Origin of the sequence: Rhodococcus sp. SJ-3, assembly GCF_051918125.1 — a bacterium.
GTDB lineage: Bacteria > Actinomycetota > Actinomycetes > Mycobacteriales > Mycobacteriaceae > Rhodococcus.
Genome location: NZ_CM123306.1, coordinates 3700594 through 3719589, shown reverse-complemented (window position 1 = coordinate 3719589; position 18996 = coordinate 3700594). Strand labels below are relative to the sequence as shown.

22 protein-coding genes and 1 riboswitch are annotated in these 18996 nt (G+C 65.9%); of the genes, 9 read left to right on the top strand and 13 right to left on the bottom strand.

Translation table 11 applies throughout. The features are described 5' to 3' along the window. Positions 1 to 76: 76 nt before the first annotated feature. Positions 77 to 961, bottom strand: a complete 885-nt coding sequence (rsmI, locus tag ACTDXD_RS17365) for a 16S rRNA (cytidine(1402)-2'-O)-methyltransferase (protein WP_440123547.1) — start codon at positions 959 to 961, stop codon at positions 77 to 79. Positions 962 to 984: 23 nt separating this feature from the next. Between rsmI and ACTDXD_RS17360 the strand changes: the two genes are divergently transcribed. Then, positions 985 to 2538: a dolichyl-phosphate-mannose--protein mannosyltransferase gene (locus ACTDXD_RS17360; RefSeq protein ID WP_440123546.1), complete on the top strand. Its 1554-nt coding sequence runs from the start codon at positions 985 to 987 to the stop codon at positions 2536 to 2538. A 33-nt stretch (positions 2539 to 2571) separates the two neighbouring features. Here ACTDXD_RS17360 and ACTDXD_RS17355 read toward each other — a convergent pair whose 3' ends face one another. From ACTDXD_RS17355 to mscL, 6 genes are all read right to left on the bottom strand, one after another. Then, complete coding sequence (locus ACTDXD_RS17355) at positions 2572 to 3345, bottom strand: T3SS (YopN, CesT) and YbjN peptide-binding chaperone 1 (RefSeq protein WP_440123545.1); 774 nt, start codon at positions 3343 to 3345, stop codon at positions 2572 to 2574. 96 nt (positions 3346 to 3441) lie between these two features. Beyond that, complete coding sequence (locus ACTDXD_RS17350; protein WP_440123544.1) at positions 3442 to 4743, bottom strand: class I SAM-dependent methyltransferase; 1302 nt, start codon at positions 4741 to 4743, stop codon at positions 3442 to 3444. Further along, positions 4740 to 5150, bottom strand: a complete 411-nt coding sequence (locus ACTDXD_RS17345) for a hypothetical protein (RefSeq protein WP_440123543.1) — start codon at positions 5148 to 5150, stop codon at positions 4740 to 4742. Before ACTDXD_RS17345 ends, ACTDXD_RS17350 begins: the two co-directional genes overlap by 4 nt. Continuing rightward, a complete protein-coding gene (locus ACTDXD_RS17340) occupies positions 5147 to 6751 on the bottom strand; it encodes a BCCT family transporter (protein ID WP_440123542.1) in 1605 nt (534 codons plus the stop codon). Before ACTDXD_RS17340 ends, ACTDXD_RS17345 begins: the two co-directional genes overlap by 4 nt. A gap of 459 nt (positions 6752 to 7210) precedes the next feature. Further along, entirely contained in the window at positions 7211 to 7570 is a 360-nt protein-coding gene (locus ACTDXD_RS17335; protein WP_440123541.1) for a GntR family transcriptional regulator, read from the bottom strand. A 94-nt stretch (positions 7571 to 7664) separates the two neighbouring features. After that, positions 7665 to 8108 carry a large conductance mechanosensitive channel protein MscL gene (mscL, locus tag ACTDXD_RS17330; RefSeq protein WP_440127676.1) on the bottom strand — a complete coding sequence of 148 codons (444 nt, stop codon included), beginning with the start codon at positions 8106 to 8108 and terminating at the stop codon, positions 7665 to 7667. 154 nt (positions 8109 to 8262) lie between these two features. Between mscL and arsC the strand changes: the two genes are divergently transcribed. Continuing rightward, positions 8263 to 8610, top strand: coding sequence for an arsenate reductase (glutaredoxin) (gene arsC / locus ACTDXD_RS17325; protein WP_440123540.1), 348 nt, complete (start codon positions 8263 to 8265; stop codon positions 8608 to 8610). A gap of 7 nt (positions 8611 to 8617) precedes the next feature. On the opposite strand, the gene arcA is transcribed toward arsC, so the two are convergent. Continuing rightward, the gene (gene arcA / locus ACTDXD_RS17320; RefSeq protein ID WP_440123539.1) at positions 8618 to 9829 is read right to left on the bottom strand and encodes an arginine deiminase; all 1212 of its coding nucleotides are present in this window, start codon (positions 9827 to 9829) and stop codon (positions 8618 to 8620) included. A gap of 69 nt (positions 9830 to 9898) precedes the next feature. Here arcA and ACTDXD_RS17315 point away from each other — a divergent pair, with 69 nt between their 5' ends. Next, positions 9899 to 10378 carry an FABP family protein gene (locus ACTDXD_RS17315; protein ID WP_440123538.1) on the top strand — a complete coding sequence of 160 codons (480 nt, stop codon included), beginning with the start codon at positions 9899 to 9901 and terminating at the stop codon, positions 10376 to 10378. A 23-nt stretch (positions 10379 to 10401) separates the two neighbouring features. Here ACTDXD_RS17315 and ACTDXD_RS17310 read toward each other — a convergent pair whose 3' ends face one another. The 4 genes from ACTDXD_RS17310 to ACTDXD_RS17295 form a co-directional block, all read right to left on the bottom strand. Beyond that, positions 10402 to 11259: an SDR family oxidoreductase gene (locus tag ACTDXD_RS17310; protein ID WP_440123537.1), complete on the bottom strand. Its 858-nt coding sequence runs from the start codon at positions 11257 to 11259 to the stop codon at positions 10402 to 10404. 47 nt (positions 11260 to 11306) lie between these two features. Then, positions 11307 to 11450: a hypothetical protein gene (locus ACTDXD_RS17305; protein WP_440123536.1), complete on the bottom strand. Its 144-nt coding sequence runs from the start codon at positions 11448 to 11450 to the stop codon at positions 11307 to 11309. Positions 11451 to 11552: 102 nt separating this feature from the next. Next, positions 11553 to 12197 carry a response regulator gene (locus ACTDXD_RS17300; RefSeq protein WP_440123535.1) on the bottom strand — a complete coding sequence of 215 codons (645 nt, stop codon included), beginning with the start codon at positions 12195 to 12197 and terminating at the stop codon, positions 11553 to 11555. Then, the gene (locus tag ACTDXD_RS17295) at positions 12194 to 13294 is read right to left on the bottom strand and encodes a sensor histidine kinase (protein WP_440123534.1); all 1101 of its coding nucleotides are present in this window, start codon (positions 13292 to 13294) and stop codon (positions 12194 to 12196) included. Before ACTDXD_RS17295 ends, ACTDXD_RS17300 begins: the two co-directional genes overlap by 4 nt. 112 nt (positions 13295 to 13406) lie before the next feature. Between ACTDXD_RS17295 and ACTDXD_RS17290 the strand changes: the two genes are divergently transcribed. From ACTDXD_RS17290 to ACTDXD_RS17270, 5 genes are all read left to right on the top strand, one after another. Then, a complete protein-coding gene (locus ACTDXD_RS17290; protein ID WP_440123533.1) occupies positions 13407 to 14144 on the top strand; it encodes an ABC transporter ATP-binding protein in 738 nt (245 codons plus the stop codon). Further along, positions 14141 to 14908, top strand: a complete 768-nt coding sequence (locus tag ACTDXD_RS17285) for an ABC transporter permease (RefSeq protein WP_440123532.1) — start codon at positions 14141 to 14143, stop codon at positions 14906 to 14908. Before ACTDXD_RS17290 ends, ACTDXD_RS17285 begins: the two co-directional genes overlap by 4 nt. A gap of 4 nt (positions 14909 to 14912) precedes the next feature. Beyond that, positions 14913 to 15503 (top strand): DUF998 domain-containing protein, encoded by a 591-nt coding sequence (locus ACTDXD_RS17280; protein ID WP_440123531.1) that lies wholly within the window; start codon positions 14913 to 14915, stop codon positions 15501 to 15503. A 43-nt stretch (positions 15504 to 15546) separates the two neighbouring features. Continuing rightward, positions 15547 to 15638, top strand: a riboswitch (TPP riboswitch). A gap of 54 nt (positions 15639 to 15692) precedes the next feature. Continuing rightward, positions 15693 to 16472: a 3-oxoacyl-ACP reductase gene (locus ACTDXD_RS17275; RefSeq protein WP_440123530.1), complete on the top strand. Its 780-nt coding sequence runs from the start codon at positions 15693 to 15695 to the stop codon at positions 16470 to 16472. Then, positions 16472 to 17809 carry an LLM class flavin-dependent oxidoreductase gene (locus ACTDXD_RS17270; protein ID WP_440123529.1) on the top strand — a complete coding sequence of 446 codons (1338 nt, stop codon included), beginning with the start codon at positions 16472 to 16474 and terminating at the stop codon, positions 17807 to 17809. Before ACTDXD_RS17275 ends, ACTDXD_RS17270 begins: the two co-directional genes overlap by 1 nt. A 32-nt stretch (positions 17810 to 17841) precedes the next feature. On the opposite strand, the gene ACTDXD_RS17265 is transcribed toward ACTDXD_RS17270, so the two are convergent. Beyond that, on the bottom strand, positions 17842 to 18297 hold the full coding sequence (locus ACTDXD_RS17265) for a MerR family transcriptional regulator (RefSeq protein ID WP_440123528.1): 456 nt from the start codon (positions 18295 to 18297) through the stop codon (positions 17842 to 17844). A 56-nt stretch (positions 18298 to 18353) separates the two neighbouring features. On the opposite strand from ACTDXD_RS17265, the gene ACTDXD_RS17260 reads away from it, so the two are divergent. Continuing rightward, positions 18354 to 18995, top strand: coding sequence for a class I SAM-dependent methyltransferase (locus ACTDXD_RS17260; RefSeq protein WP_440123527.1), 642 nt, complete (start codon positions 18354 to 18356; stop codon positions 18993 to 18995). Position 18996 lies beyond the last annotated feature (1 nt).

The window sequence follows — 18996 nt, the reverse complement described above, 5'->3', positions numbered from 1 at the left end:
ACACTTCTCCTGCTCGTCGTCCGGTGGGTGATCCGATGGACGGAAAGTGTATGCCCGCGGTGTACCGGAGTTGAGGTCAGACGCGCCGAGCGGCCAGCACCGCGTCGTACAGTTCCTTCTTCGATACGGAGGTCCCCGCCACCTGCGCACAGGCGTCCTTGAGCCGGACACCATCGGCGACGAGCTCTTCGACGTCATCGACGAGATCGGCGGGATCGCTGCTGCGTGGGGCGGCGCCTTCGAGCACGACAGTGATTTCACCTCGAACCCCGCCCGCTGCCCACTCGGAGAGCTCAGCGAGGGTTCCGCGTTTGACCTCCTCGTAGGTCTTCGTCAGCTCGCGGCACACCGCGGCGCGGCGTTCTCCGCCCAAGACCTCGGCGGCATCGACCAGACACGCGGCCAGTCGGTGCGGCGCTTCGAAGAACACCACGGCCCGTGGCTCGGTCGCGAGTGTCGCCAGCCAGGTGCGGCGCTGCCCCTGCTTACGGGGCGGGAATCCGTCGAAGCAGAAGCGTTCGACGGGCAGACCAGACAACGCGAGTGCGGTGGTCACCGCGGACGGGCCCGGCAGGCACGTCACGGGCAGGCCCGCCTCGACGCATGCGGAGACCAGCCGGTAACCGGGATCGCTCACCGACGGCATGCCCGCATCGGTGACGAGCAGCACCGTGCGGCCGCTTTCGATATCGGCGATCAGCGCGGGCGCCCTCGACACTTCGACCTGGTCGTAGAAGCTCACGACACGGCCGGTGATGGTCACGCCGAGCGCGGAGGCGAGAGACCTGGTGCGACGGGTGTCCTCTGCCGCGACGACGTCCGCGGTGGCCAGCGCGTCGCAGAGCCGTTTGGAGGCGTCGCCGATATCGCCCATCGGTGTCGCGGCCAGCACGAGCCGACCCCGCCCCGGATTCGCGTGGTGTCCCGGATTCCCCTGTTGTCCCGGATTTTCTGCCTGCATGCGGTTCAGCCTACGATCGGATTGTGACCGCGACGGACCTGCGCCCTTCCGAGGCCCCGCACCGCCGCCTCTCGAGTCCCGCTCCGCTGGTACCACCCCCGCAGTCCGCTCCGGCCGATCGGACACGCGGTTGGGTCGTCACGGCGTTCGTCACGGTTCTCGCGGCCATCACCCGTTTCACGATGCTGAACTATCCGACCGACGCCAGGACGCCGGTATTCGACGAGAAACACTACGTTCCGCAGGGCTGGCAGATCCTCACCGGCGGGTGGATCGAGGACAACCCGGGATACGGGCTCGTGGTGCACCCGCCGGTAGGCAAGCAGCTCATCGCGGTCGGCGAAGCACTGTTCGGTTACAACGGTTGGGGTTGGCGGATCTCGTCTGCCGTCGCCGGCGTCGTGCTGGTGCTGTTGGTTGTGCGCATCGTGCGCCGGATGACGCATTCGACGATGCTCGGTGCCGTTGCCGGATTGCTCCTCATCGTGGACGGGGTCACGTTCGTCTCGTCGCGGATGGGCATGCTCGACATCTTTCAGGCGGTGTTCGTCGTCGCCGCATTCGGATGCCTGCTCGTCGACCGCGACGATATCCGCCGCCGTATGGCCCGCGTGTACGCCGAGGGTCGCCTCGGCGACTCGGTGTGGGGGCCTCGCTTCGGGGTGCGGTGGTGGCGTTTCGGGGCCGGTGTCCTGCTCGGTCTGGCCGTGGGCACCAAATGGTCCGGGCTGTACTTCATTGCGTTCTTCGGTCTGATGTCGGTGGCGTTCGATCTCGCTGCACGCCGGGCCTACGGTGTGCAGCGACCGTGGATCGGCACCGCGCTCCGCGATATCGGTCCCGCGCTGTATGCACTGGTGGTGATCCCCGTCGGCGTCTATCTGGCGACGTTCTGGGCATGGTTCGCCAGCGAGACCGGGGTCTACCGCCATGCCGTGGGCAATCAGATCGGCCACGACAGTGCCTTCTCGTTCGTGCCGGATGCGCTGCGGTCGCTGTGGTACTACAGCGCGAGTGTCCTGCAGTTCCACTCGGGTCTGACCAATTCCGCGGGCAACATCCATCCGTGGGAGTCGAAGCCGTGGACGTGGCCCATGGGGCTGCGCCCGATGCTGTATTACTTCGCGGACGGGTCGAACATCGACGGTTGCGGAGCCGACGAATGCGTCAAGGCCGTGATGCTCATCGGTACTCCGGCCCTGTGGTGGGTGTCGGTGCCCGTCCTCGGGTGGGGTTTGTGGCAGATGCTGGTCCGCCGCGACTGGCGGTGGGCTGCGGTGCTCACCGGTTACGGGGCCGGCATTCTGCCGTGGCTCGCGAGCCTCGACCGGCAGATGTACTACTTCTACGCGGTTCCGCTCGCGCCGTTCCTCGTCATGGCGATCACGCTGGTTCTCGGTGAGGTGCTGGGACAGCGTTACGCGTCGCCGGAAAGGCGGACCACCGGTCTGCTCGTGGTGTGCCTCTACGTGGGTCTGGTGGTCGCGAACTTCGTGTGGTTGTGGCCGATCCTGACCGGGTTGCCGATCACGGTGGCGCATTGGCACAGCGAACTGTGGTTGCCCAGCTGGCGTTGATTCTGCTGATCCGACCGTGCGTGTCCGGCTCGGTCAGCTCGGTTCGTCGAACACCGTCGGTTCGTCGAACAGTGTGGGCTCTGCGTCGGTGTCGCCGGTGTACCGTTCCCCGTCGAAGCGCTGTGCGAATCCGGTGTCGATGGTGCCGAGAAGCACTCTCAACGCACCGAAGAGGTCGGCGAGGTGCCGGGGCACGAACGGGTCGCCCATCACGTCGATCGTCGCCACGAGCCGGTCTTCGACGAGGAGCAGTTTGATGTGCGGCCATGCGCGGTTGAGTTCGAGTAGTTCCTCGGCCGCCCGCGCACGCCCGGTGATGCCGTGCAGCAGCGGCGCCCACAGCTGGATGGTGCGGGCGCTGTCGTCGACCACGACGAACACCGCCTGGGAATCGACGACGACGACATAGTCTCCGTCGGCGTCGAGAGGGATCGGCCGCCCGAACTGTAGCTGGAGTGCCTCACCGACACGCGAGCGCAGTGTGCGGGGAGTGTCGGGCTCCTCGCTGCGCAGGAAGGTGGGATGCAGCACGCCGTAGGTCTCGCGCAGCGCAGAGACGATGCGGTGCGCGATCTCGTCGGCCTGACGCACCGGGCTGATGCTGGGGCCGATTCCCGCCATCTCGACCTCGATACACCTCGCATCGAGCGCGACGATCTTCACCAGGGTGAGATGTTCACCTGTGGTCTCGGCAGCGAGGTCGATTCGCTCGCCCTTTCCGAGCGCGGCGATCCGCGCCGCAAGTCGAGTGCGGAAACGCTCCCAGCCCCGTTCCAGAATTCCGTCGAAGCGGTCTGTGCGGGCCATCCGTGTCTCCCCTCTCGCAGTGCAACAGCGGGCTGCGGTCACGCTACTGCGAGGTGCCGACAACTCCCGTCAGGCGCACCGTCCGAGACCGGGACATCACCCGCTCGAGAGCCATTCGTGACGGGTCCGCGGCATGTTGCTCGCGCCGGTGGCTGTGGGTCGTACGGCGAGAACCTGGTGGATCGACAGACGTCCGGGTTCCTCGAAGCCGAGTGCGCTCGCGGTGAGGTACAGCAACCAGGTCCGAGCTCGTTCGGCTCCGACGAGCGAGCTCGCCTCGTCCCACGATTCCTGCAGGTTCGCGACCCACGCACGCAATGTCAGCGCATAGTGTTCGCGCAGCGCCTCGACGTCGCGGACTTCGAGGCCCGCGCGTTCGAATGCATCGAGGGTCCGGCTCAGCGGCAGTATCTCCCCGTCGGGGAACACATAACGGTCGATGAAGGTAGCGGGACGGCTGCGGGGATCAGGCCGGTGCACCACCGACGCGATGGCGTGGTTGAGCAACCGCCCACCCGGGACGAGCAGTTCGTGCAGGTGCTGCGCGTACTCGGGGAGCTTGGCCGCCCCGACGTGCTCGGACATTCCGATGCTCGAGATCGCGTCGAACGGGCTCTCGTCGATGTCGCGATAATCCTGCAGCCGGATCTCGATGCGATCCGACATGCCTGCCTCGGCGATACGCGCCTGCGCGAAGTCGCGCTGCTCGGCGCTGAGCGTGACGCCGAGGACATCGACGCCGTAGTGCTGCGCTGCATGCAGAGCCATCGATCCCCACCCGCAGCCGACGTCGAGCAGCCTCATGCCCGGTTCGAGTCCGAGTTTCCGGCAGACCAGGTCGAGCTTGTCGTGCTGTGCGTCCTCGAGGCCGGGTGTGCCGGTTTCGGGCCGGCTCCAATAGCCGCACGAGTACACCATCGAGGGGCCGAGAAACAGCCTGTAGAAGTCGTTTCCGACGTCGTAGTGATGCGATACCACCTGGGCGTCGCGTCGTTTGCTGTGCAGGGCACCGCGCCGGCGAGGGATCTCCACCGAGGGTGGTCGTGGCGGGGGCCCGACGATGCCGAGCGCGGCGAACTTTCGCGCCAGACGCGCGAACTCACGTGGCGATGTGTCGCGCAGCGTGCGGCTGCCGAGTCTGTCGACGAGGTCCGGAAGCCCGAGGACCGCGTAGAGATCGCCGTCGACCACGAGGTCGCCGCTGACGTAGGCGCGGCTCAACCCGAGTTCGTTGGGAGCCCACAGCACACGGCGCAGCGCCCGGCGGTTGCGGAATTCGACGCGAGCCTCGGCGTCGGGCGGTCCCGCTTCGGAGCCGTCCCAGCATCGGACGTGAACCGGAATCTGCACTCGCAGGAACTCTTCGAAGGTGGTCAGGAGGTCGCGTGCGGCGCTCATCCTTTCACCATGGCACAGACACCGATCACGCACCGCCCTTCGAGTATGTCGACGATCGCGAGTCCGGCCTGCGAGAGCGTCGTGCTGATCTGCATCGACAGCGGCCCGGCCGACTCGCCGTGCGCAGGCGAATCGAACACCCACAGTTGCCCAGCGGGTGCGAGCAACTCCGCGACACCAGTGAGCTGCGACGCGCCGCCGACACGGAAATCCGGCACCCCGAACGCGCAGACGAGATCGGAGGTGCCGGTCGCGTCGGCCAGGGTGCGGCTGGTTCGAATCACGCCGGCCGGTCCGACGCGCACCGCGAATGCGTCGGCGGCGGTGTCCGTCCCGATCACGAGGACACTGCATCCGGGCTGCGGATCCGTCACCTCGACAGCGAATGCGGCGTAGCCGGGGGTCACTCGATGCGTCTGAGCAGTCGCCGACGCCGGCCACCGGTGATGATCGGATCTCGTCTCAGATCGCGGTAGAGCGACACGCACAGACCGATCATGACGATGACGAACGGCGCTGCGGCGATGATCGTCATCGTCTGTAGTGCATTGAGTGCCTCGGAGCCACCCGTCCACAGCAGCAGCGCCGCGACACCACCCGTCAGACCACCCCAGAACACCACCACGCCTCGGCTCGGTGTGAGCGTTCCTCGTTGCGTGAGACTGCCCATCACCATCGATGCGGCGTCGGCACCCGAGACGAAGAAGATGGACACGAGCACCATCACGACGACGGTGGAAATGCCCACGAGCGGTAGGTGGTCGAGCATGCCGAACAACTGCTCTTCGACGCTTCCGGCACCGGCGACGTCGTAGCCTTGTTCCTGCTGGTTGATCCCGGCGCCACCGAAGACGGCGAACCACAGCAAGCTCACCACGCTCGGCACGATCATCACGCCGATGACGAATTCACGGATGGTGCGGCCACGGCTGATCCGCGCCAGGAACATGCCGACGAACGGCGCCCACGAGATCCACCAGGCCCAATAGAAGATCGTCCAGCTGGACAGCCATTCGCCTGCTTCGGGCCCGGATGCCGCGGTACGAGCCGACATCTCGGCGAGGTCGGCGGCATAGGCGCCGAGCGTGGTGGGAATGAGGTTGAGGATGAAAATCGTCGGGCCTAGCACGAACACGAACAGCGCGAGCACACCCGCAAGCACCATGTTGATGTTCGAGAGCCACTGGATACCCTTCGCGACTCCCGACACCGCGGACGCGACGAAGGCGAGGGTGAGCACCGCGACGATCGCCACGAGGAGCCCCACCCCGGCGGTCTCCAGCCATCCGGTGACCTCGAATCCCGACCCGATCTGCAATGCGCCCAAGCCGAGCGACGCAGCCGTTCCGAACAGTGTCGCGTAGAGCGCAAGGATGTCGATGAGCTTCCCGATGGGGCCTTCGGTACGGCGTCCGAGAAGCGGAATGAACGCGGCGCTCATCAGCTGCTTGCGGCCTTTTCGGAAGGTCCCGTAAGCGATGGCCAAGCCCACCACCGCGTAGATCGCCCACGGATGGAGACTCCAGTGGAACATCGTGGTCGCCATCGCCACTCCCGTTCCGCCATCGGTGCCGGGAGGCGCTGTCACGTAGTGCGAGACCGGCTCGGACACGCCGAAGAACATCAGTCCGATGCCCATCCCCGCGCTGAACATCATGGCGATCCAGCTGACGGTGCGGAACTCGGGTTCCTCCTCGTCCTTGCCGAGTGGTATCTGCCCGTATTTGCTTGCTGCGATCCACAACACGAAGATGACGAAGGCCGTTGCCGAGAGGACGAACAGCCAGCCCATCTCGATGACGATCCAGTCGAGAACGGATCCGGTCACGGAGCTGAAGTTGTCCGGAGCTGCGAGACCCCACACGACTATGGCAACAACCAGGGCCGCGGAGATTCCGAACACGACGCGGTCGGTGCGGATGCGCGGTGGGTCGGTCGGCGGAATATCCGGTGGTCCGGCGGCCACAGCGGCTTCTGCGTCGTGAGTCCGGTCGTCTGGCACAGTCATATGTCCCAACTTTCCTTCATTGACTCGAAATTGTGCCGCTTTCGCAGAACTCGAGCGGCACACTGTGCGGTATTTCCTGCGCCGTCCGGGCCACCGCTCCCGGCGCGTGGCGACGGTAGTGGATGACGCCGCTGACGCGCGTGTGGTGGCGCGGCGGGCTCGGAAGGTCGGCGCGGTTCGCGAAATACCGAGGATTGATCTATCGCTGCGGCGACATCATTCGAAGTGCACTTCGTTCCATATGTTGCCGGTGCGCGTGGGACAGCAGGTACCCGAAAGCCCCTGATCAGGTGGCCGCATCCAGCGTGGGCCTGCCAAGGTCGAGACCTGTCGCAGGAACGCCTCGTAGTGGTTGTTCCGTGCCATGGTTTTCGATCATCTCATCTCCACGACGGAATTTGCCGAAGCACCGGGGTGGGGGCGGCGGACGACGTTGTGCTATCGCGCGGAAGTCGTCTGTCAGGCGCGCAGCGCGGCCTCGACGAACTCGATGATCTCCTCGTCGGACATTCCCAGTACACGCGCAGATGCGACGTATTCGATCGTCGCCTGTTGTGCGAGCGAACGCGTCGGGTCGCCCGAATCCGCGATGAATGTACCGGCCCGTCCGCGTGTTTCGAGTACTCCGAGTTGCTCTAGCTCGCGATATGTCTTCGCCACCGTGTTCGGTGCGATCCCGAGGGTCTCTGCCATTCCACGCACGGTGGGCAGCTTCGTGCCGGCGATCAACTCTCCATCCCGGACAAGTTCCACGATCCGCCGGCGGAGTTGCTCGAACGGTGGGACGGATGAGTCCGAATCGATCGCGATATCGAGCATTAATGCAGGCTAGCAGCGTCCTCGAGAGGTTTCGACCGGAAGAGAACGCGGGCCCCGGATACAGGATCGCCGGTTCGGCCCGGCGACCGCGAAGTCAGACGCGCACCTTGCCGCTGTGGCGGCCATCTGTGTCGTCGTCGACGGTGTTGTAGCTGCCCTTCTCGAGCAGGTCGCGGATCTGGATGAGCAGGTCCGTCTCGCTGAGCGGCTCGTCCTCCGGTTCCTTGTCCGGGGCGAAACGGGCCTTGGCTGCGTTGACCGGCACGATCAGCACGAAGTAGACGACCGCAGCGATGATGACGAAGTTGATCACCGCGGAGATCACAGCACCGAGGTTGATGAAGGTCGCCTCGTTCGACGCAAGGATCTTGAAGCCGAAGCCCATCTCGTTGTTGCCGCCGACCACCGCGACAAGCGGATTGACGATGTTGTCGGTGAACGCGGTGACGATCGCGGTGAACGCCGCGCCCACCACGACTGCGACGGCGAGTTCGATGACGTTTCCGCGCAGCAGAAAATCCTTGAAACCTTTGAGCATTCCCCCGGGCCTTTCACGATTGAGCCACATGGTGCGAACAGATTGACCCGGAAATGTTAATGGGGCCGAGCAACCACGCTCAACAGAGACATTTCCGACAGCCGCACCGGCAGGGACATTTCCGACAGCCGTACCGGCAGGGCACAATCGAGACATGGCACACACCGCAACGATCTACCACAATCCTCGCTGCAGCACGTCTCGCAACACCCTCGCACTCCTGCGCGAGGAAGGTCTCGAACCCACGATCGTGAAGTACCTCGATACCCCGCCGTCGCGCGACGGCCTGCGCAAACTCCTCGACGACGCGGGACTGCGCCCCAGCGAAGCGATCCGGAAGAAGGAATCGCTCTACAAAGAGCTGAATCTCGCCGAAGCATCCGAGGAAGAACTGCTCGGCGCGATGGTCGACAATCCCATCCTCATCGAACGCCCCCTCGTCGTCACCGACAAGGGAACGGTGCTCGCACGCCCCGTCGACAAGGTCCGCGACATTCTCTGACGCGCTTCTACAGCGCCGCCCGCGCCAGCGGGCACGACATGCACCGCGGACCGCCGCGGCCGGAGCCCAGCTCCGACCCGGCGATCCGCAGCACTTCGATTCCGGAATCCTCGAGTCGCGTATTGGTTTCGACGTTGCGCTCGTACGCGACGACCACCCCCGGCGCGACCGCAAGGGTGTTGTTCCCGTCGTCCCACTGTTCCCTCTCCGCGACAACGGAATCGAGCCCCGTGTCGATCATCCGGAGCTTCTCGATGCCCATTGCGTCGGCCGCTGCCTCGAGGAACGGCTGCGGTCCCGATATCCGCGCAGAGCCGTCTTCGCGTCGAATCGTGAACGCCTCCAACGTGTCGCGGATGGCGGGATACATCACGACGGCGTCGACGTCGACCATGGTGCACACCGTGTCGAGATGCATCGATGCGCGCCGCTGCTCGATCGGCACGGCAAGTACCGTATGAGCAAGACCGTCTTCGAAGACACTGCGCGCCAATGCTTCTGCCCCTGCCGGACTCGTCCGCTCCCCGACTCCCACCGCGATCACGCCCGGTGCGAGGAGCAACACGTCGCCACCTTCGACGGGAGCCGTGTGCGACTCGTACGCCCGTCGTACACCGAGGAACTTCGGGTGAAACGCATAGATGAGGTCGGTGAGGTTGGTTTCCCGTCGCCTTGCCGGCAGCGCGAGCGTCGAGATCGCCACGCGCGAGCCCACCCAGAACGACGAATCCCGGGTGAAGAGCAGGTTGGGGAGCGGCTCGATGACGAAGTCCGGGCCGTGATGCATCAGCCGCACCAGCGACGGTGGCGAACCCATACCGGCCGCGGGCAATTCGTCGAAAGTCATTCCTGCGATCAGGATTCGCGCCAGTTCGGGTGCGGCAACGGTGCGCAGATGACCGGCGAGTTCCTTGGCCAGCGAGTGCCCGAGGCGACGCGGATCGACGGCCGACGAAATGCTCTGCACCCGCGCAGCCCCGCTGACCTCGAGGGTTTCGGTGAGCAGATCCGAAAGAAGGAGCACTTCCACACCCCGACTCCGCAGCACCTCGGCGAACGCGTCGTGCTCCTCCTGAGCTCGCGCGACCCACGGCAACGCATCAAACAACAGTTGATCGTTGTTCCGAGGGGTGAGCCGCTCGAGTTCCGCGCCGGGCCGATGCAGCATCACGGACGTGAGCGCACCCACCTCGGAATCGACACCCCACTGCTGGTTCATGCGACAACGGTAACTCTCTGCGGAAGGATGGCGGGTGCACACGCGCAGCCCACCCGCGAGGAGTTACCGATGTCCGACAATCCGGCCGACAACGATCCACTCGGCGAACTCGCCGCGTTCGCGGGTCGCTGGGTGGGAGGCGGTGAAGGCCACTACCCCACCATCGACGACTTCTCGTACGACGAGACGATCGAATTCGCCTCGATCCCCGGCAAACCGTTCCTGATGTACGTGAGCCGGACCCGTCACCGCACCGAGGCGCGACCGCTGCACACCGAGAACGGGTACCTGCGCAACAGCGGCGGGGACATCGAACTGCTCGTGTCGCAACCGACGGGTTTCGTCGAAATCCAGCGCGGTCGCCTCACCCAGGGCGTGCTCGACCTCACCGCGGTAGTTCTCGAACGCTCACCCGATGCGAAACCGGTGCACGAACTGAAGCGTCGCTACGTCCTCGACGGCGACACGCTCACCTACGACCTGTGGATGGCCCACGCCGACACCCCGCTCACCCACCACTTGCACGCCGCACTCCGGCGCGACGCATAGATCGGTTTCGCGGGCAGGTCCGGCTACTTCGCGGAGCCCGAGCGTAGAACCTTGCGGAAGTAGTCGTTGGCGCCCTGCATCACGAGGTTGTAGGGCGGGGCGAACTTGCGGGCCCACCAGAAACCGAACCTGGTGTCGAACGACGTGTACACCATGAAACGATTCTTCCTGATGCCGGCGAGAATGCACTCGGCGACCTTCTCGGGCGACGCCGCGTGCTTGACGAAACGCCCCGTCAGTTTCCGGACCGCGGGCGCGTCGCGATCGACGCCGATGATGTCCACCGTGTCGACCAGCGGGGTGGCCACAGCTCCGGGCACCACGAGCGAAACACCGATACCGTCCCGTTTGAGGTCGAACCGCAGCACCTCCGATACGCCACGTAGCCCGAACTTGCTGGCGCTGTACGCCGAATGCCACGGCAATGCGAGAAGCCCAGCGGCCGACGAGACGTTGACCAGATGCCCTCCGCGACCGGCCGCGATCATCGGCGGCACGAAGTTCTCGATGACGTGGATCGGTCCCATGAGATTGACGTCGACCATGAGCTTCCAGTGCTTGTGCTCCAGGCGGTCGACGGTGCCCCACACCGACACCCCCGCGACATTGGCGACGATGTCGACCGACTCGCAACGCTCGTGGACGGCGTGCGCGAAGGCGGTGACGGCATCGTAGTCCGAGATGTCGAACGCTGCGGAATGCAGTACGGTCCCGCCGCCTGCGCGCACGGCGTCGACAACGCTGTCGAGACCGTGCTGTTGAAGGTCGGTCAGGATGAGATCGGCTCCCTCGCGGACTGCCGCGAGAGCGAGAGCGCGGCCGATTCCGCTGGCCGCGCCCGTAACGAGAAATCTGGTTCCGCGCAGGTCCTTGATCGCCATGGCGACACCCTAACCGCCGCGGCGTTCCGGAAAGCGCAGACCGATCGTCAGAGCCGCTGGGACATCTCCTCCTGGTAGCCGTGAATCGTCTTCTCGAGCATGTCGGCATCGTCGTCGCGTCCCTCGTTACGCGCCCGGTCCGCGCGTTCGCGCAGCACCCGAATGGCCCGCCGCAATTCGTCGTCACTCATCCTGTGATCCATGACACATAGTGTGCCGGGTTCTCCCGATCGGCGCCATGGTCCCGGATGACCGTTCACGCGATCGAAATCCTGCTCACAGCACCGAACAGCTCAACGTAGGACTCCCTCGTGGAGGGCACGCAGCACGGCGTTGGTGCGATCCCGGGCGCCTAGTTTGAGCAGAATCGACGACACGTGGTTCTTGACCGTCCCCTCAGCAAGAAACAGCGTCTCGGAGATCCGACGATTACCGAAGCCTTCCGCCATCAGTCGCAGCACCTCGAGTTCGCGGTCGGTGAGGCGCTGCGCGGGCGGCGCATCGACGCCCGCGGGCGACGGGCCGGACCGGATCGCGCGGAGAAGCCGGTCGGTGATCGACGGGGCGATGAGGGTTCCGCCGTCGGCGAGGGTTCGCACCGCGTGCGTCAACTGGTCGAGCGTGACGTCCTTGAGCATGTAGCCGCGCGCTCCCGAGCGCAGAGCGTCGAGAACGAGGGCGTCGTCGTCGAACGTCGTGAGCACGAGGACCGGGACCCCGACCTCCCGCTCACGCAGGCGATCGAGTGTCCAGATGCCGTCGTACCCGGGCATTCTGAGATCGAGCAGGACCACGTCGGGGCCGGCGTCGGCGATGACGTCGAGGGCCACCCGGCCGTCGTCCGCCTCCCCGACCACGTCGATCTCGGCGACCTCCAGCAAACTCCGGATGCCCTGGCGCACGAGCGTCTGGTCGTCCACCACCACAACGCGAGTCATGAGATCGGCACCCTCGCTGTGACCCTGAAACCACCGTTGCCGTCGAAGGTGGCGTGTCCGCCCAGCGCCTCGAACCGTTCAGCGAGGCCACGCAGACCGTTGCCGACGGTCAACTTCCGGGTGCCGGCACCGTCGTCGGTCGCGGACAGGACCACGCCTCCGGCCTCCGACGAGATCTCGACGCGAACTGTACGAGCATCGGCGTGCCGAAGCGCGTTCGTCACGATCTCCTGCACGGCCCGCACGAATGCCGCGGCCTGCTCTTCTCGGACCTCCACGTCGGATGCAACCTCGATCTGCACATCGAGCCCCGGCAGGTCGCGCACCACACGGTTCAAGGCGACCTCGAGGTTCAAGGGCTCGACTCGCAGCTCCCCGACCGTGGACCGGACGTCGGCGAGCAGTTCCCGTGCGACCCCGTTCGCTCGCTCGACGTGTTCCCGGGCCCGGTCACCGTCTCGGTGCCGTGCCGCCTCCAGTTCGAGCGCGAGCACCGTGAGCTGGTGACCGATGAGGTCGTGCAAGTCGCGGGAGATCCGCAGTCGTTCCGCGGTGCGCGCGGATTCCGACAGCAGGACGCTCGCCGCCTGGAGTTCGACGTGTGCCTCGGCCAGCTCCCGCCGCATCTGCTGTTCCCGCAACAGCGACAACGAACTGAATAGCGTCGCCAGCTGGATGAGGAGATAGAAACCCGCGGTCAGTATCGTCGCACCGGTATCTCCGGTCTGCTGCGCTGTCGCGAAGGCAATGACGAGCGTGTTGAGAACCACCACGAGCAGGCCGATGCGAATCTGTACCACGTAGACGCTCAGGGCAGCGACGACGACGAGCAGAATCGGCAGCGGCCCCATTCCCGGCGCGGTCGCCACCACAGCCCAGCCGGAGACGACAGCCACTGCCAACGAGGCCTTGCCTGCCGACGGTCGCTGGGCCGCAGCGGCAAAGAACAACGCGACGAGCAGGACACCGAACAGCACGATCCATGCGGCGCGCGGGATCTCGGTGTGAGCGCCGCCGAACAGGATCGGTCCGCCCACCACAACCGAGACGACGAGCATCGCCACGCCCGACAATCCCTCAGGTGACCATCGATGCACGACACCACTCTAAGCCGCGACCATCATGCTGAGCGGGTGCCGAAAGTCATGGTCGGCATTCCTGACATCCGGCACACGCGATCACGCACGCTCGGCTCATACCGTCGGCGTCATGAACATCAGCGCCCCGGCTATCGTTGCCGAGCACCTGTGCAAGCGGTATCGCGACAAGGTCGCGGTCGACGACATCAGCTTCACACTCGGGGTCGGCGAAACCCTCGGGATCATCGGGACGAACGGGGCGGGAAAGACCACCACCGTCGAAATGGTCGCGGGCTTGCGATCGCCCGACGGTGGACGTGTGCGTGTTCTCGGCGTCGATCCCCACCGCGACCGTGCGCACGCCCGACAGATTCTCGGAGTTCAGTTGCAGGCGGCCACCCTCCACGGGGCGCTGACCGTCGCCGAACTCGTCGGCCTGTATCGCACCTTCTATCCGGCACCCGCCGGTGCCGCAGAACTCTTGGAGATGGTCGGTCTCACCGCGCAGCGAGGAATCCGATTCGAGAAGCTCTCGGGTGGTCAGCAGCAGCGGTTGTCGATCGCGCTGGCACTCGTCGGACGGCCACGAGTGGTCATCCTCGATGAACTCACCACCGGCCTCGACCCGCGGGCTCGGCGACAGATGTGGGAAACGGTCGAGCGATTGCGCAACGACAACGTTGCTGTCCTTCTGGTCAGCCACGCAATGGAAGAGGTCGAACGTCTCTGCGACCGTGTGGCCCTGCTCGACGCAGGCAGACTCGTCGCCCTGGACACCCCGTCCGGACTCGTTGCCGCAGCGTCTGCGAACAACCTCGACGAGGCATTCGTCGCGCTCACCGGAAAAGAACTGGAGGACACCGTATGAACACCGGTACGGAGATCCGGCGGCCCGGTTTCGCGGCATGGCTGACGCTGATCGCGTGCGAAGCGAGGATGGTGGCACGCGACACGGCGGGTCTCGTCGTCCCGATCGGCCTCCCGCTGCTCATCCTTGTCATGAGTGCGGCGACCGCGAGCGGCGAGGTTGTGATCAACGGACGCTCAGCGCTCGATGTGTACGTTATGCCGCTGGTGTTCACGATCATCATCGCCACGATCGGTGTCATCAACATGCCGAGTTTCCTGGCGTACTACCGTCGCACGGGGATTCTGCGTCGACTGTCGGTGACACCGGCGTCTCCTGCGATGGTCCTGGTGGCACAGGTCGTGGTGAGCGTGCTGCAGACCCTGGTCGGGCTCGGTGCGGCGCTGATCGTCGCGATCGTCTTCTTCGACGCCCGGCTACCTGTGCACCCAGGCACTGCTCTCGGTGTCTTCGTGCTTTCGATGGCGGCGATGTATGCGGTGGGAATGATCGTCGCGGCGATCTCCCCGACCCCGAACTCCGCGGTGGCGATCGGTCTCGTCGCGTTCTTCGCACTCGGCGCGACCGGCGGCTTGTTCGGCAGCATCGATTCGCTCCCGGAGCCCGTTGCCGCGGTGGGAGAGTGGCTACCGTTCGGCGCCTCGTCGCAGGCCATGTCCGCGGCATGGGCCGGAAGTCCGGCCGATCCGGCCCATTTCGTCGCGCTCGGCGTGGCGATCGTGACCGGTGTCGTCGTTGCGGCGGCGCTCTTCCGGTGGGAATGACCGCGTGACGATCATCGGTTCGGTCGCGCTCACGGTCTTCGTCGTGGTCTTCCTCGTCGAGGGGTGGACCCGCCCCGGCTATCACCCGGTACGCCAGCCCGTCAGTGCGCTCGCACTCGGCCGCCGAGGCTGGATCCAGACCACCAACTTCATCGCGTGCGGCGTAGGAGTGGCCCTCGGATCCGTCGGCGTCGCCGACGCATTCGGCAGTGTGTTGCTCGGCGTGACGATCGGAGTGTTCGGCGTCGCCCTCGTACTCTCGGGACTCTTTCCGATGGATGCGATGCGTGGATATCCGCCGGGCACACCGGACCGCACACCGACGGTGTACACGCGCCGCCACAAGATTCATGACCACGCGGGTGCAGTCGTGTTCACCTCGCTTCCTGCAGCCGCGATCATCGCCGCGTTCACGGTGTCCGGCGCCGCGTGGACATGGTTTTCGGGCCTGACCGCCGGCGCGCTGAGCATCGGCTTCGTCGCATTCGGGCAGGCGTGGGAAAACGACGCCCGGCTCGCCGGGCTCGTGCAGCGGGTGGTGATCACCGTGGGCTGGGCGTGGCTCGCGTTGCTGTTCGCCCATGCCGGAACGTGACGTGCTCCGGCGTTGCCCGTGCACACTGCTAACCTGGGGTTCGGAACTCGACACGGGGTGCCGGAAACGGCTGAGACCACACCCGTAGAACCTGATCTCGATCATGCGAGCGAAGGGATGCCGAGTCGGCAACAGACCAGTGGACCGATGCCGCCTGTGTATCCCTCGCTCCGAAGGGAAGGCGCCACAATGGCTCTCGTCACAACGTCACTGCAGAATCAGATCGTCCTGATCACCGGCGCAGCCCGCGGGCTCGGCAGCAGCATCGCGCAGGCCTTCGCGGACGAAGGCGCGTCGGTCGTGGTGAACTACCGGCGCAGCGGCGATGCAGCACAGGCTCTCGCCGAGAGCATCGGCTCCGAACGAGCGATCGCCGTGCAGGCCGATGTCACCGACCGCACGCAGGTACAGGCTGCGTTCGACCGGGCGCGCGAACACTTCGGACGTCCGGTGACCACCGTGGTGAACAATGCCCTTCCCGACTTCTCCTTCAACGGTGACGCCCGAGACAAGGCCGACGAGATCGGTTACGGTGCGTTCGCAGCGCAACTCGAAGGCATCGTCGGTGGCGCGGTGAACACGATCCAGGCCGCCCTGAGGGGCATGCGCGAAGCCGGCGGCGGCAGCATCGTCAACATCGGGACCAACCTGTTCCAGAACCCGGTCGTGCCGTACCACGACTACACCGCGGCGAAAGCGGCCCTGCTGTCGACGACCCGCACCTTTGCTGCGGATCTGGGCCCCGAAGGCATCCGGGTGAACATGGTGTCGGGCGGACTCCTGCGCACCACCGATGCATCGTCCGCGACACCTCCTGAGGTCTTCGACCTGATCGCCGCGTCCACCCCGCTGCGTGCGGTCACGACGCCGGAGGACTTCGCCGCCGCCGTGCTGTTCTTCGCGTCCGACTGGTCGCGAGCAGTGACCGGGCAGAACCTCGTCGTCGACGGCGGGCTGGTGATGGACTGATGCCGGTGGTACGCACCCTGCATCTGGGCGCATTTCTGTACGGTGCCGGGCATCATTCTTCGGCGTGGCGGCACCCGGACTCCGCCGCGGAGCGCATCGGCGACATCGCCTACTTCGAGGAACTCGCGCGCACCGCCGAACGGGGCTGCTTCGATGCGGTGTTCTTCGCCGACGGGCACAGTGTGAACACCGCGTACACGGCGGGCACGACGTGGTTTCTCGAACCGCTCACGGCGCTGTCTGCGATGGCGCGGGCCACTGAGAAGATCGGCCTGGTCACCACGGTGTCCGCAAGTTTCTACACGCCGTTCCACGCGGCCCGCATGCTCGCCTCGCTCGATCACATCAGCGGTGGACGCGCCGGTGCCAACATCGTGACCTCGATGTTCGACGCCGAAGCCCGCAACCACGGACTCGAGTCACTACCGGCCCACGCCGAACGATACGGGCGAGCGGCGGAGTTCATCGACGCGATTGTCGCGCTGTGGGATTCGTGGGAAGAGCACGCCGTGATCGCGGACCGCACTGCCGGGCGTTTCCTGGATGCCGACGCGATCCACCGGATCGAACACCACGGTAGACACTTCCGAGTGGACGGCCCGCTCACGGTGCCACGCTGCCCGCAGGGACGCCCCGTGTTGTTCCAGGCCGGCGCCTCCGACACCGGACGCGACCTCGCAGCACGCCACGCCGAGGCCGTGTATTCGGTCGCCTGGGACCTTCCGGCAGCGCTCGAGTTCGCTACCGATCTGCGGTCCCGCACCGCCGCCGCGGGGCGTGATGCCGCGTCTATCGCGATACTGCCCGGTCTCGTCACCTACGTCGGCCGCACCGACGACGAAGCACACGCGAAGAAGGCCGCATTGGACTCTCTTCTCGATGTCGAGGGTGCTCTCGCCCAGCTCGGGTCGTTCACCGGCCGGGACTACACCGGTCATGCTCTCGACGCTCCGGTTTCGGACCTGCCTCCCATATCGGAGTTCACCGGCCCGCAGGGGCGGTACGCGACGGTGCAGCGAATCATCCAGACGCAGCGTCCCACGCTGCGGGAACTGCTCGGATTTCTCGCAGCAGGTGGCGGCCACGCCACCATGATCGGCACACCGGAATCGATCGCCGACCGTATCGAGGAATGGTTCGCTGCCGGCGCCTGCGACGGCTTCAATCTGATGTGCCCTGCCTACCCGGATTCTCTCGTCGACTTCGTCGACCTCGTGGTGCCGGAGTTGCAGCGCCGCGGTCTGTTCCGCATCGAGTATCCGGGTAGAACCTTGCGCGACTCACTGGGGCTGGAGGTACCGGCTCTACCGCCTCGGCACAGTGCGGTTACCGGATAGTGCACGGAAGTTGCGCCGAGTCCGAGAACGACTCATCGAGATGCCTCTTCCGTCGCGGTACGGTGCGAGCCGAAATCAGGACGTGTGCCGGTGCGGTTCTCGAGGAGATCGGCGACGCCTGCTGCGAAATTGGGGCATGTCGCGATGTCGTGAGCGCGGCATTCGAGTGCATGCAGTGTCATCTCCCGGGAGCGGGCCATCTCCGCCATCCGTCGCTCCAGGTCGTCGAGGTGCGCGGTGAGCACCTCGCGCCGCTCGTCCGTCTGCCCTGCCAGCAGGACATGGATCTGGTCGAGACTCATTCCAGCGGCCTTGCTCCTGATGATCACCGCCACCCTGGTGACGTCGGTGTCGCGGTAGCGGCGGCGCCCTGCGCTGTCGCGGTCGGGCGCGATCAGCCCGACGTCCTCCCAATGTCGCAATACATGTGGGGCGAGGCCGAAGCGCTCGGCCACCTCACCGATCGTCCACCTCGGACTTGACTTCATGTCAACATGAAGTCGCATTATCGGCGGTGACGCAAGCCCGCACACGAGGAGAGTTCATGCACGCCGACACATCACCGGCACAATTCTGGGAGAACCGCTACACCGACAGCGACGGTCTGTGGTCGGGCAATGCGAACGCGTCCCTCGTCGACGCGGTGTCCGGCCTGGCACCGGGCACTGCTCTCGACCTCGGCTGCGGCGAAGGTGCCGACACGATCTGGCTGGCACGCGGCGGCTGGGACGCGACCGGAGTAGACATCTCCCGCACCGCCGTCCGCCGCGCCACCGACGCTGCGCGCGCCGCCGGACTTCCCGTCGATCGCATCCGGTTCGCCGCGGCAGACCTGGCAACCTGGCGCGAAGACAGCAGCTACGACCTCGTCGCCGCATCGTTCCTTCATTCGCCCGTCGAGTTTCCGCGCACCGACGTGCTTCGCCACGCCGCCGGACTCGTCGCGCCGCGCGGGCACCTCGTGATCGTCTCGCACGCCGCGTTCCCACCGTGGGCGGGCGCCGATGCGCACGAGGGGCACGGCGACCATCGGTTCCCGAGCCCGCAGGAAGAGGTCGAGGCACTCGACCTCGAACCGGGCAGCTGGGAAGTGCGGATCGCCGAGACCCGCGCGCGTGACGCCATCGGCCCGGACGGAACCCAGGTCGTACTCGACGACACCGTCGTGGTCCTGCGGCGGCTGTGAG